Origin of the sequence: uncultured Roseobacter sp., from assembly GCF_947496515.1 — a bacterium.
Classification (GTDB): Bacteria; Pseudomonadota; Alphaproteobacteria; order Rhodobacterales; family Rhodobacteraceae; genus Roseobacter.
Window position 1 is genome coordinate 1 of the sequence record NZ_CANMDB010000031.1, and the last position, 13081, is coordinate 13081.

General features: G+C 55.4%; 10 protein-coding genes and 1 pseudogene. 3 read left to right on the top strand and 8 right to left on the bottom strand.

Annotated features, from left to right (window positions below):
* The 3 genes from Q1A53_RS22875 to Q1A53_RS22885 form a co-directional block, all read left to right on the top strand.
* The coding region (locus tag Q1A53_RS22875) for an IS1595 family transposase (RefSeq protein ID WP_299971545.1) at positions 1-487 on the top strand (487 nt) is incomplete at its 5' end.
* Between the two features lie 12 nt (positions 488-499).
* Positions 500-2068: an ATP-binding protein gene (locus tag Q1A53_RS22880; protein ID WP_299971548.1), complete on the top strand. Its 1569-nt coding sequence runs from the start codon at positions 500-502 to the stop codon at positions 2066-2068.
* Positions 2061-2198: a hypothetical protein gene (locus tag Q1A53_RS22885; protein ID WP_299971551.1), complete on the top strand. Its 138-nt coding sequence runs from the start codon at positions 2061-2063 to the stop codon at positions 2196-2198. Before Q1A53_RS22880 ends, Q1A53_RS22885 begins: the two co-directional genes overlap by 8 nt.
* Positions 2199-3486: 1288 nt before the next feature.
* Here the strand turns inward: Q1A53_RS22885 and Q1A53_RS22890 are convergent.
* The 8 genes and pseudogenes from Q1A53_RS22890 to Q1A53_RS22925 form a co-directional block, all read right to left on the bottom strand.
* Positions 3487-3681 (bottom strand): hypothetical protein, encoded by a 195-nt coding sequence (locus tag Q1A53_RS22890; RefSeq protein ID WP_299971553.1) that lies wholly within the window; start codon positions 3679-3681, stop codon positions 3487-3489.
* 15 nt (positions 3682-3696) lie between these two features.
* Positions 3697-5016 carry an amidase gene (locus Q1A53_RS22895; protein ID WP_299971556.1) on the bottom strand — a complete coding sequence of 440 codons (1320 nt, stop codon included), beginning with the start codon at positions 5014-5016 and terminating at the stop codon, positions 3697-3699.
* Between the two features lie 17 nt (positions 5017-5033).
* Positions 5034-6401 (bottom strand): TRAP transporter large permease subunit, encoded by a 1368-nt coding sequence (locus Q1A53_RS22900; RefSeq protein WP_299971559.1) that lies wholly within the window; start codon positions 6399-6401, stop codon positions 5034-5036.
* Positions 6402-6431: 30 nt separating this feature from the next.
* Entirely contained in the window at positions 6432-7031 is a 600-nt protein-coding gene (locus tag Q1A53_RS22905; protein WP_299971562.1) for a TRAP transporter small permease subunit, read from the bottom strand.
* A gap of 110 nt (positions 7032-7141) precedes the next feature.
* Complete coding sequence (locus Q1A53_RS22910; protein ID WP_299971564.1) at positions 7142-8236, bottom strand: TRAP transporter substrate-binding protein; 1095 nt, start codon at positions 8234-8236, stop codon at positions 7142-7144.
* A 1025-nt stretch (positions 8237-9261) separates the two neighbouring features.
* A complete protein-coding gene (locus Q1A53_RS22915; RefSeq protein ID WP_299971567.1) occupies positions 9262-9837 on the bottom strand; it encodes a c-type cytochrome in 576 nt (191 codons plus the stop codon).
* Between the two features lie 11 nt (positions 9838-9848).
* The gene (locus Q1A53_RS22920) at positions 9849-11108 is read right to left on the bottom strand and encodes a PQQ-dependent sugar dehydrogenase (protein ID WP_299971609.1); all 1260 of its coding nucleotides are present in this window, start codon (positions 11106-11108) and stop codon (positions 9849-9851) included.
* Between the two features lie 615 nt (positions 11109-11723).
* Positions 11724-12323 (bottom strand): annotated as a pseudogene (locus Q1A53_RS22925) (IS6 family transposase); the annotation flags it as partial.
* Positions 12324-13081 lie beyond the last annotated feature (758 nt).

A 13081-nucleotide genomic window follows, 5' to 3' on the forward strand; every position in this document is an offset into this window, starting at 1 on the left:
CAAGATGAAAATGGTCACTCTGGTGGATCGCACCACCAAGCGCGCCAAGTCTATCGTTGTGGACGACCTCAAGAAGTCCACGCTTATCCCGATGCTGCAAGAGAACATCGCCAAGGAAGCCTACGTCATGACGGACGAAGCCACGCAATATCAAAACATCGGCGCTGGCCGCGTGTTTGACGCACACGGTTGGACCCAGCACGGCGCTGGTCAGTATGTCGACTACAACGACAACGAAATCCACACCAACGCGGTGGAAGGCTTCTACAGCATTTTCAAGCGCGGCATGAAGGGCGTGTATCAGCACTGTGGCAAACAGCATCTGCACCGATACGCGGCTGAGTTTGACTTCCGGTACAACAACCGGATCGCGAATGGAGTAGACGATGCTCAGCGTTCTCAGATCGCGCTTGAAGCGGTCGTTGGCAAGCGTCTAACCTATAAATCGCCTAACCAAGAAAACTGGCGTCGAGTAAGCGTCGAGTAAGCGTCGAGTAACATGACACCCCCACAAAACGACCAACTTTCGCTACTTGATCTGCTGGAGAAGCCCCCAATAGAGGCGCTCTACTCTCCAGATCAGATCTATGACAGCGAAGATGTGACGCTATTTTCTAGGCTAACCGAGGATCACCGCTTTGACCGGAAGTCCGCTAGGACACAGCCAAAGGAGTTAGCCAAGTACCTCTCAGCGTTCGGCAACGGGCCGAGCGTTGACGGGGGTGTCTTAGCGATTGGCATTGAGAACGATGGTACGGTTTCCGGTTGCGCACATCTGGACCAAGACGGTCTTTCTAAGATTGAGCGTCTTGGGGAGAACGCTTGCCCAGATGGCCGCTTCGAAACCAAGCGCGAGCCAGTGACAAACGCATCTGGAGATGAAGACTTCATAGTTTTGGCGCGTATTCGCTATGTGGAGGGCAAACTTGTCGAACTTGCGAACGGAGAGGCCTACGAGCGCCTTGGCGACGAGTGCAAAAAACTCAGCGATTCGAAAAAGCAGGAGATCAGGATCGACAAGGGAGAGCGCTCTTTCGAGCAGGAACCATGTGGTCTGGTTTACCCTGATGATTTTGATGAAAACGCCATAGCAAGGTTCGCAAAGATCGTTACTGAAAACGCATCTACTGATCTTCAATATTCACGCACTGATATTCTCAGGGCATATCACTTGGGCAGAGAGCGCTCCGGCACCTTTGTTTGCAACAACGCTTGCGCTGTCCTCTTTGCACAAGACCCGGTGACCGTTTTCCCCGGCCTTCTTGTGCATTTCCTGCGGTATGAGGGGACGGAAGCGCTGTCGGGCAAGCGGTACAATGTCGTCAAAGACCGAATGGTCTCTGGAACGATTGTTGAGGTTATCAGAGAGGCTGCCAATCTGATCGACTCAAGTGTACGGGAGTTTACAGAATTTCGCGACGGTAAGTTCTTCACCGTACCAGAGTATCCGCGAGATGCTTGGTATGAGATGCTGGTCAACGCCTGTGTCCACCGATCCTTCAACATCCGAAACGCCCCTGTATTCGTACGTATGTTCGATGACCGCATCGAGGTTGAGAGTCCCGGGGGATTTATGCCTCAGATCACACCAGAGACCATTGTCGGCACTCATCGCCCCCGAAACCCTTTTGTAATGCGAAGTTTAAGAGAGTTTGGTGAAGTCAGGTGCATAAGCGAAGGCACAAGACGAATGGTTGCGGAGATGACCGCCGCAAACCTTCCGCCGCCAGAATTCAAGCAGAGAAGAACTGACAATTTGAGCGTGATATGCACCTTAAGGAACAATGTCCGTGATAGGTCCAACTCGCTGGATAGCGACGCGTATAAAAGCCTCGGACAAGCTGTAGCGTTCAGCTTGACACCAGAAGAACGAAAGATCGTGAATTACCTAGTGGAGCACGGAAAGATCAACGTCAGCGGTGCCCTGAGAATACTGACGACAACCAGATGGCATACGGCCCGTGATATGCTTGTCGAGTTAGAGAAGCGCGGCATACTTGACTATGTGAGTAGCGGAAAACCGCGCGATGCACATTCACACTACAGATTGGCGGACCGGAATGGATAAGAACAAAGACCAACTAGACCGCTTCAAAGAAGCCGCCCGCGAGATCGGGGCGGACGACGACGAAGCGAAGTTCAACGAAAAGCTAGGCAAGCTCGTGAAGCAGAAGCCGGACGCCAGTAAAGACGACTGACGCGCCACAGGGCGGGGTGCAGTCTAACTACTGCAATCACTGGGTTTGCCAAATATACAATCGCCTTTCCTTTGGTTGCCCCGCAAATGAGGTTTGGGAGCCCAGCCTCTCCGTCCGAAATCACGGTGACAGGTCGCCGACCGTCCCAGCCGAGGGCGTCCAAATCGCGACGAAGCTGAGTGGTACGCGAGGTCGCAGCTTGTGGCACAGGGCCAAAACGACGACACATATCGCGGATCTCGATCTTACCTAGCACAACATCAAGGTGACGCTTTTGGTATTCCGGCCTACACCGAACGTGAGCTCCGTCGAAAAATACCGTTAAAGGATTTTGAACTGAGGGTTTCGCACACTGGCGGCTCTGCGTCGGTCATATCTTTCGCAACTTTGCCGAGACGGTTCCGCACCGTGGTGTTGTGTTGCTTGGCACATGGCAAAAAGGTCTCCAAAATCCTGGCCGCGTCCCGAAACGGATGGCGGGCACCTAGCTCGGCCTGAAGCCTCCTCAATTCGAGCGTCGCTCGGTCACGAAGGACCTGTGCAAAAGGTAAGAGCAAGTCGCTTTGCCCCTTGCGACACGAACACTTGCGACGTCGAACGATCCTTAAAGGAAACCGACCAAAGAGCGTGTCGAGAACCCGGGTCCAGTAGTCGTGAACTGGTCTGCTGCGACCACAGCAGGGACAGGTCCGGCTTGCTGCGGAAATCTCTTCGATCTGGTGTTTTGGTATTGAGCCCTGGAGCTGTGCCAGAACTGCCTTCCCATGCTCGAGATTGAGTCCCAACTCTCCACAACACTGGTCAGTCAGATTGAGACTGCAAAGTTCTTCCGTCCGCTACCCTCCCATCTCAACAGAGGTTTTCACAATAATCCGGACGTCGATGTCAGAATAAGGGGTTACCAGCTGAGAGCCCTAATTTCGACGAATTCAAGAGCTGTGATGGACAGGCTGGACACCAAAAAAGAAGTCCATCATGCTCCATCTCCATCACACTGCGGTCGTCAACTCGCGTCACGATAAGCCAACGCGCGTATGGGCAAAAAGCGCTGAATGACATGATTTCGGAAAAGAGTGCGGGACGTCGCGACTATGCAGGTTGCTGTTCTGGACTTTCGCCTGAGCCCAACAAAAATTGCCGTCTGTCCACCATCTTTTTCCCACTCCCCACATGATCAGGAAAAGGCAACTCGGCGAAGGATACTCGTTCGAGAACTGTGCAAGCTTGGCTGCGCGATCTGAACAATCCACAGGGCTCCGGGGCAGAAGTAAAAGTTCGCGATAGGCCTCTATTTCTTGCGAACGCATTCGTCCCAGAAATCATAGATCGCAGCACCACAAACCACGATGGCAATGATCATGAAAGGAAGCCCACCGTAAAATCCGGCAAATCCCGACGAGATACTGTGGGACAGACCTCCGATGAAAATGCACAGAAGCGCTGTTCCGATGAGACCAGCGATCAACTTCACCCTATAAGACATCGCGTTTCCTTTTTATCAATCCGTGCTTTGCGCCAGATGCTTTTGCAGCCAGCGCGCTGTACGCAGCAGACGGTCGTCCTTTTCGGCGGCGCCAATCAATTGCACACCGATGGGCAGGCCAGTTTCTCCCACAAGAAGGGGCAAAGTCAAACAGGGCAGGCCAGCCAATGTCCACAAAGTGCAAAAGATCGGGTCGCCCGTTCCACTGCCAAATTTCGGTGCTTCTCCCGCCGCGGCAGGCGCGATGACCGCGTCAAACTCGACAAAAAAATCGGCAAAAAAGCGCTCCGCCGAGGCTTTAACCGCCAGCGCGTCCTCATATTCGGTTTTCGAGATCCGGCGTCCGCGCGCGATGATCGGTTTCAGCGTCTCGCTGAGCTGATCCCAATGGGCGTCAAAGACCTCGGCCTGATGCTGACAGATCTCATACTCGTGGATCCGAGCCTGGACGGTAACGAGATTGGACAGCGTGTCGGCAGACTCCATCCGCGTCACCTGTGGGCCAAGAATGTCGAGAACTGCGTCAAATCCCTCCTTCGCATCTGTCGACAGGCGATCATTGAACGGCAAATCGAACCACACCAGATCAGGTATTACAGGGGTATCAGCGACCGCGCCCGCGCTCATGTCCGGGCGCGGTCGGGCAAAGCTGCAGACATCGTTTTGATCGTAGCTGCCGATGGCATCTGTCAGCAGGGCAATATCTGCCAAACCGCGTCCAAAGCAGCCGACCTGATCCAGTGATACGGACGTTTGCAACAGCCCGGAGCGCGAGATGATACCCCGCGTCGGCTTGAAACCAAAGGTTCCACAAAACGAAGCCGGACGGATGACCGATCCATTTGTCTGCGTGCCCACGGCAAGTGGCACGTGCATGGCGGCCACCGCCGCGGCTGATCCGCTGGAGGAGCCGCCCGGGCTATGGTTTGTATTATGAGGGTTGCGGGTCTCGTTGGCATGCACGAACGCAAGTTCGGTTGTCACCGTCTTGCCCATGATCACCGCTCCGGCTTCATGCAGGTGTTCGACCAACCGTGCAACTTTTTCTGTCTGGCGACCCGCGAAAATCGGTGTCCCCCGCTGGGTCGGCATCTTGGCCGTGTCGATGATGTCTTTGAGGCCGACGGGAATGCCATGCAATGAACCAAGCGCCATGCCAGCGGTGCGCAGGCGATCACATTCCGCAGCTTGCGCAAGTGCGGCATCGGGGTCGAGAAACGCCCAGGCCTGGATCGTGTCATCCGTTGCTTTGATCCGGTCCAGACATGATTGCACCAGCGCTACCGAGCTCAGACGCCCCGCGGCCATGGCTGCCAGAGCCTCGACCGCGGTCAAAGTGTATCCGTCCTTGATCACGGGATGTAAGGACCAAAGAGGTAATCAGGGAACCACAGCGCGATCCCGGGGAACTGATACATCAGCACCATCGTCAGGATCACAATGCCCAGATAGGGCATAATACCGCGGAAAATCTGCATCAGCTCGATCTGATTTTTCAAGACCCCCTTCAGATAGTAGGCCGACATCGCCATCGGCGGGGTCAGAAACGAGGTTTGAAGGTTCAGCGCGACCAGCATGGCGAAGAAATAGGGGTTCACACCAAAGACTTCGAGCAGCGGCAGGAAAATTGGCACGAAGATGATGAGAATTTCCGACCACTCCAGCGGCCAGCCCAGCAGGAAGATGATGATTTGCGCGAGGACAAGGAACTCCCATGGCTCAAGGTCCATGCCACCGACCCACTGTGCGATGATGTCATGACCGCCGAGATAGGAAAACACCGACGCAAATGTCCATGACCCAACGAAAAGCCAACATACCATGGCGGTTGCCTTGGCTGTGAGAAAGACGCTTTCCTTCAGTTTGGTCCACGTCATTGAGCGGTAAAGGACGGCCAGCACCATGCCGCCAAGCGCGCCCATGGCCGCCGCTTCGGCAGGGGTCGCCAGACCACCGAGGATCGACCCGAGCACCAAGGCAATCAGAACCGTCAGCGGGACAAAGCTGATCAGCAGATCGAGATAAATCTCACGTGGAGGAGGGACATCTTCCATCGTTGGTTTTGGCGCCAGAGACGGGTTCGACCAAACCCGTACAATGACGTAAACGATGTAAAGGCCCGCAAGCAGCATGCCGGGGAAGACGGCGGCCGCATAAAGCCGCAGGGGCGACAGATCCGCGATGGCAGAATAGACGATCAACATAATGGACGGCGGGATCAGAATACCCAGCGTCCCGCCCGCGCAGATCACGCCCGAGGCAAAGCTCTTGTTGTAGTTGGCATTGGCCATCGCCGGGAAGGCCAGCAGGCCCATCAGCGTGACCACGGCGCCCACAATGCCCGAGGCGGTGGAGAATACCGCACAGGTCAAGAGCGCCGCGATGGCCAAGCTACCGGGCAGATTGCGGGCGGCCATGTAGAGCGAGAAAAATAGCTTATCAACGATGTTGGCCCGTTCCACGACGTAGCCCATGAACAGGAACAGCGGGATGGCGACAAGGATCGGGTTTTCCATTACCGAATAGGTATTCTGGTTTAGCAAGTAGAAAATATTGTTGTTGAAAATGTCACCGAACGACTCGATCGGACCCCCTTGATTGTAGGCGTAGTAGCCGAAGGCCACACCCATCGCGAGCAGGGTAAAGGCAATCGGGAAACCCAGCAGAACCAGGAGAATAAACAGCCCAAGCATCAGCAGGGCGACTTCGGGATTTGTCATTTTTTCATCTTTCCTGAAGCGCTCAGCGGCTTAATTCTTGCCGGACGTACCGGGCGACACTGCCCGGATCGCGTCGAGATCGGCTTCGGTCAGCAGATCTTCGGTTTCCTTCACATCCGCCAGCCGTTCGGGCCACACACCACTGCGCATTGCCATCACACAGCGGACCAGCTCGGCGATGCCCTGGATTGCCAATAGACCCCCCGCCAGCGGGATCAAGGACTTGAAGAAATAGATCTGGATACTCGCGGGGCTGTTAAAGCTGACTTCTTTGTAACGCCAGCTATCAGATGCGATTTCATAGCCGAACCAAACCAGTGCGATGACGCCAGGAAAGAAGAACAAAAAGTAGAGGAGAAAATCCAGACATGCCTGCACTTTTACTGGAAACAGCCTGTAGACGACGTCGGCGCGCACGTGCGTGTCTTGGGCCAGTGCGTAGGCGCCGCACATCAAAAACAACGCCCCATACATCTGGATCATCATGTCGAAGGCCCAGACCGTCGGCGCGTTCAGCACATAGCGCACAAAGACCTCATAGGACACCGATAATGTCAGGATGAGGATACACCAGCCAAATGCGCGGCCCGTCCAGAGGCTCAAACCCTCAATGGCATGAACAAATCTCATCTGTATGTTGCTCCCCTAAACAAATGCGGCGGGGTTCTTCTACGCCTGCCGCATGAGCAAGGTCCGGACACCGCAAAAGGCGCCCGAACATTGTGCTTGTTGTCCTGCGATCAACCGAAGTAGTGATTGTACGCCAGTTTGTAGTCGGGTTGATTGAGGTTGAGGTAGTTCATCACATTCTTGGCGTAGGCCTTTTGCGATTCCATGACCTTGGCGAAGAACTCGTCCCCTTCCGCGATGCGGTTTGCTACCTTGTCCCAAGCCTCAAGCTGTGCCGCCATCACTGAATCCGGTGTGCGGTAGACATTGACCCCATCCGCTTCCTGCAGCTTGATCAGGTCGTCGGAATAGCGCTTGGTGTTACCCCAGTAAAAGCCGGAGTTTTCGGCCATCGACGCGTTTTTGATGATCGCCTGATGCTCGGGCGCCAGCGCGTTGAACTTGTCCTTATTGATGGTGACCTCGAAACACTCCTGGCTCTGGTGATAGGACGCCAGGTGGTAGTGCTTGGAGACGTCCTGCATGCCGAAGTCACGGTCCGAGGTAGGGTTGTTGAACTCAGCGGCATCAATCAGGCCGGATTTCATTGCCGGCTGGATCTCTCCGCCAGGCAGCTGAACCACCGACATGCCCATTTCCAGCAAGACATCCGCGGCCAGACCGACTGTGCGATACTTCAGCCCGTCCATCTGGCTGGCATCCTTGATTTCCTCCTGGAACCACCCCAGCGGCTGCGCGGGCATGGGCGAGTTGAAGAAGGACACGATATTGAGCCGCAGGTTGTCCATCAGCTCGTCAAAAAGTTCCTGCCCGCCGCCGGCATGAATCCAGCCCAGCATTTCCTGGCTCGACCAGCCAAAGCACGGGCCTGTTCCAAAGAGTGAGGCGGCCTTGGATTTGCCGTACCAATAGGCCGACACGTAATGCGCGGCATCCAGCACGCCGCGGTGCACGGCATCCTGCATCTGGCTGGTTTTGACCACAGCGTCGACCGAGAGCACTTCGATGGTCAGCGACCCGCCGGACATTTCATTGACACGGCTGGCAAAGGATTTCGCGTTTTCAAGGAAGATACCGCCGCCCCAGGCAGCCTGCATCTTGAGTGTAGTGCCATGACCCTCCGCGATTGCGGGTGTGGCCAGAGCCGCGGCACCGGCAATAGCCGAACCGCGCAGAAATTTTCTGCGGTTGATAGTATTTTTCATATTTCCTCCCAAGGAACTCAATCCCGGTCTCGCTGTTACGATTGACCGGTATACGTTTTCAGGTGTTCTGAGATATGAGTTGCGCCGTGAAGATTAGGCTCCTCCACCTCCTTCCGCGCGCTACATCACGCTACACCCGGTTCCACCATCATAGCGAACCATGTTTCGTTCAAGTGGTTCTTGCTTTGAGCGGTCCTTCGTAAAATCCAAAAAACTGCTTTGGCCGGTGCATTTGGGACGGATGCACTGTTGAGCACTTGAACACCGAGCAGATTCATGCGCATTTAAGCATTTGAAATTATTCACAATGTATTAATTTCAGATGCTTTATCTGAAAAAGCAGGCAAGATCTGTCGCTCGCCGGACTTTGTCAGAAAGATTTTTCCAAGCAATGGGCGAGCGGTGCTCTTTGCGCAACACAGATGGCGCGTTCTACAACTCAACACTCGGGATCCACTGACTTCGTTTTGAACAACTAGGTGATTGCTCTAGAAGATGAGCCACCTTAACTGATTGAATGACGTTCAAATGACACGCCTTCAACCCTGCTTCCCAAGATCGGGCAGACGACGGGCAGGATAAACTCTCACCTACACATCTGTGCGGATGTTATGAGTCGTCCGCCACGGATAGTCTTGACGGCTCGTCAGTACAGCGCCTGCATCCATACGAGAGTCTTGCTGGACGGTTCGCAGCCTGCAGTGAACCTGCTGGCGAATGGAGCACATGGCACGGACGGGTGTCGCAGCGAGCTTTAGAGCAAGGGAATCCCGTCACCGAAGGGCCTCAAGGTGCCCAAGCAAGAACACCACTAAGGCGGATAGATCAGCCTGAGCAAATCCCTTTACCGAAGCACTGGAGCGCCGCCGCTCCCACCCAGTTCGAGCATGATCACCATGGGCTTTGAGCACTCACATAATCATTAGAGGTCAGGCACTTAAGAACGGCAATTGGGGTAAACCTTACGCCCTATCAGAACGGTCGAGTATTTTTTGCTCACAGACGCAAGGTCGCGACGTACCACCTCATTCGGCTGGCGGCAAAATCTCCAGCGTCACTGCCGCGTACCAATCCGCAATCGCGCGTATTTCGGCATCGGACAGCTCGGCAGCAATGTCCGACATAATCTCGTGCTGGCGATTGCCGCGCTTGAAAGCCTTTAGCTGTGTATCAATGTAAATGTTCGTCTCACCCGCAAGGTGCGGGGCATCGAGCAGCTGCGAAATGCCATCAGCGCCATGGCATGATACGCAGGCCTGCGGAGCCCCTGACGGAGAGACGCCATCCGGAAAGGTCGCGACTGCTCGATGGGATGCGTACCACGCCGCGACGTCGGATATCTGCTGGGCACTCAGCCCGGCGGCAACAACGCTCATCATCTCGTGTTCGCGCCCGCCTGTTTTGAAGGCCATGAGCTGGCTTTCAAGATATTCAACTGCTTCGCCTCCGATATGAGGCGCGATGGGGATTGTGGCAAAACCATCTATCCCGTGGCACGTGCGACACATATTTGCGACCTTGCGCCCGGCTTCGGGGTCGCCCGCCATGACCGGTGCAGCGTATCCCCCGGCGAGCCCAAGCCCGCCGAAGAAAATAGTCATGATTGCGCGCCTCACTCCGCAGCCGTTCCGACATAGGCGATCCGCCAGATCGCGCCGGCAAAGTCGTCAGAGACCAGCATCGATCCATCGGGCAGAAACTCGATGTCCATGGGTCGACCGCGATATTCTCCTGTGCTCTCGTTCAGCCACCCGTCTGCAAAGACCTGAGCGCCCGCGGCGTTCCCCTCTTCATCGAGGGCTGTGAACATCACGCGTGCGCCCACCGGTTCTGTGCGGTTCCACGAGCCGTGTTGCGCCCAGAAGATACCACCGTGGTACTCTTCCGGAAAGCTGTCGTCGTGGTAGAACCGCATACCGAGATCCGCGGCGTGCGCCGTCAACTCAAGTTGCGGCTCCACAAAGGACACGCCTTCAGGTCGCGGCACATCCTTATAAGCAGGGATTTCAACCTGGCTGTTGGTCCAGGGGAAACCGAAATGCTGACCCGCGGCGGTCTGGCGGTTCAGCTCGCCCGGCGGGATGTCATCGCCCATGCCGTCAACCTGGTTGTCTGTCCACCACAGCTCTCCGGTCTCAGGGTTGAAGTCCTGGCCGACCGAATTGCGAACGCCACGTGTGTAGACCTCGCGGTCCGAGCCATCGGTATTGATACGAATAATACCTCCGATGCCCCATTCATCGTACATCTCAAGTTTTTCGATGGGCTGCACGTTATGCGGTTGACCTAACGAAATGTAGAGCTTGCCATCAGGACCGACGTCGCAAACACGGGCGGTGTGGTTGAAGCTCTCTTCCTCTGGCGGAACCAATTCGCCTTGCGCGACGACAACGCCGACGGCCGGATCCGGACCCTCAAAAAAGAACTCCGCGGCCGGGAAAACAAGCACGCGATTTCGCTCGGCAATGTAGAGAAATCCATCGGGCGAAAAACACGGGCCATTAGGAATGTCGAACGTGATCGACGGTGCGAAATCCTTGACTTCATCGGCAACCCGGTCGCGATCCCGATCAATGATAGACCACATCTTGTCCTTGCGCGTGCCAGCAAACAGAACCGTACCCTGCGGCGCCATAGCCATCGACCGCGCATCCGGAACAACGGCATACAGACTGGCTTCGAAGCCGTCCGGCAGGTTCACATGCTCCAAGATCGCCCTAAGCGCTTCGGCGCGTTCTCCTCCCTGATCAACGAATGTAAATGTCGCATCAGTTTTCTGCATGTTCGCAAGCTTGTCCATGTTGTCCTGCGCCGATACGGGCGCTGACAACATTGTCGTGCAAAGCATAGCGGTAAGGCTTAGCCTTATCATACTTTTCTCCTCCCAAGAAATGTCCCACTTTTCCGGCTGCGAATGGCTAAGCAACCAGGCAACCGGAGGTTAAACATCACGTTATGCTTACCTTGAGTCAACCTTAGCGGCCCGCATCGAGGTGCAATCAACTTGTCTCGCGGCCCGCCTAGTTTCAGGGTTTCGGCAACGGAACATTGCCAGTGAGGCGGTTTAGTGCAGAGTATCTGATCTGTAAAAGTGATGCTTTTGGGTCGTCATGTCCGTCACACTTTCTGTCGCGGCTTTTGGCTGATGTCCTTGGGGTACATGCTTCAGTTCGTGGCCAGCAATGTGGCTACCAGCATGATTTTGGTTCGCTTCCAATCTATGTTGGATGTCTCGTCTGATTTTGGGCCCGCGACAGCCAATCCAGGGCGCTCCGCAGCGGCATCGCGCATGAACCGCTTGGATCTGCATGTGCACGGACCCGCTCTGCAAGGCCCAATTTAGCCGCGCAAACATAGGCTCTGTCGCAAAGATATCCAACCTTATCCGAAAAGGAACGTTTGGAATGCGTCACGCCGCAAGGCTCGCGAATATGTCAAACGGGCATCCTCGGCCCCGTTGCCCCTTCCTGATCATGTGCGCCGTTTAAATTCCGTTCAAAGTCGCCACTGCTGATCCGAATGACTTGAAGCCCATCATTGGTCGCGTTCGTCGTTTCACGCCCCGGTGGTCCTGCTCGACGATGTTGTTCAGATACTTCGACCTATAGATCCGGATCCGACGAGGTGAGCCGACATCCCGCAGGACCTCGTTCATGGCATTCAGCCCGGCTGCGTTCGCACCGCTCCGGTCGATGGAACAGGCTTTCGGCAGCCCGTTCGCCGAAATCGCTCGGGCGAGAAATCGAAGCGCGGCTGCTTCATCCCGGTGCTCAGAGAGCATGAAATCTGGCGTTTGGCCGTCCCTGTCGACCGCTCGATACAAATAGCACCACTCGCCGCGAACCTTTACGTAGGTCTCATCCAGCCGCCATGACGCAGCGGTCGGCGACTTTCGCTTCTGCGCGACTGCCGCCAGGTTCGGGGCGTATTTCACCACCCAGCGGTTCAGTGTTGCGTGATCGACGTGCACACCGCGCTCGGCGAGGATCTCTTCCAAATCACGGTACGACACGGCGTCGCGGACGTAGATGAAGACCGCGTGCAGGATTACATCACGAGGAAACTGAGCACCTTTGAACGACACCATGCTCACAACCTCACCGCGCTGCCATACACCCTGATACAGCACCACGACAAAGGTTGCGACAGAACCCCGCCGAGCCATCAATGACTGACCAAGCAGCTTAATGCAGTGCATCCACTGACCGGCAGGGTATTTCCGAAGGAGATGTCTCGAGAGGTTTGGACTCGACGCAGCTCCGGCGGTGAACAGCCAAAAGGATCACGTCCTTCGGAAATCGATGCTGTTCGAACGGATCGCGGCGCGGCATTGGCCAGCCCTCCTAGTTTTTTTGAAATCTGTCTCACTGCTTCGACGGCTTGATGCGACAGAGCCCTCGCATACGCCGTTTCGGACAAATGTGAGCGCAATTAGGACAAAGCGGCCACACGCACTTTATCGGTCGCATCATGCGTGCTGAACCAGAAAAGATTAGTTTAGCCAAGTCGAGGATTCCATGAAGCTCTTGAAGACTGCTCTTTTCTGTGCCTTCGCTGCCGTTGCAAGTCACAGCGGCCACTCTCAACCTCAACTGGGATGTTCCGGACTTGGGAGACCAAGTCCTCTCCGAAGGGGATACCACCAGTTCGGATGGCTTCACGCTGACATTCGGATCGGTCGTTACCTCAATCACGGAGGGTGACGACAGCGAAAGCGGCTTTCTATCAGTCTTTGGCCCCTTTTTTTGGTTCTTCCTCAAAGTGCGTTATGTCTGCTTACTTTGGCTCTATGCCTTGCGGCCATGCGAACAAAATCAAAGTGGTCCCCGGGTCCTGGGGTTATAG

Excerpts from the sequence above, each read along its gene's own strand:
- Q1A53_RS22910 (WP_299971564.1), bottom strand. The coding sequence starts at position 8,236 with ATGAAAAATACTATCAACCGCAGAAAATTTCTGCGCGGTTCGGCTATT.
- Q1A53_RS22880 (WP_299971548.1), top strand. The coding sequence starts at position 500 with ATGACACCCCCACAAAACGACCAACTTTCGCTACTTGATCTGCTGGAG.
- Q1A53_RS22920 (WP_299971609.1), bottom strand. The coding sequence starts at position 11,108 with ATGATAAGGCTAAGCCTTACCGCTATGCTTTGCACGACAATGTTGTCA.
- Q1A53_RS22900 (WP_299971559.1), bottom strand. The coding sequence starts at position 6,401 with ATGACAAATCCCGAAGTCGCCCTGCTGATGCTTGGGCTGTTTATTCTC.
- Q1A53_RS22890 (WP_299971553.1), bottom strand. The coding sequence starts at position 3,681 with ATGTCTTATAGGGTGAAGTTGATCGCTGGTCTCATCGGAACAGCGCTT.
- Q1A53_RS22915 (WP_299971567.1), bottom strand. The coding sequence starts at position 9,837 with ATGACTATTTTCTTCGGCGGGCTTGGGCTCGCCGGGGGATACGCTGCA.
- Q1A53_RS22905 (WP_299971562.1), bottom strand. The coding sequence starts at position 7,031 with ATGAGATTTGTTCATGCCATTGAGGGTTTGAGCCTCTGGACGGGCCGC.
- Q1A53_RS22885 (WP_299971551.1), top strand. The coding sequence starts at position 2,061 with ATGGATAAGAACAAAGACCAACTAGACCGCTTCAAAGAAGCCGCCCGC.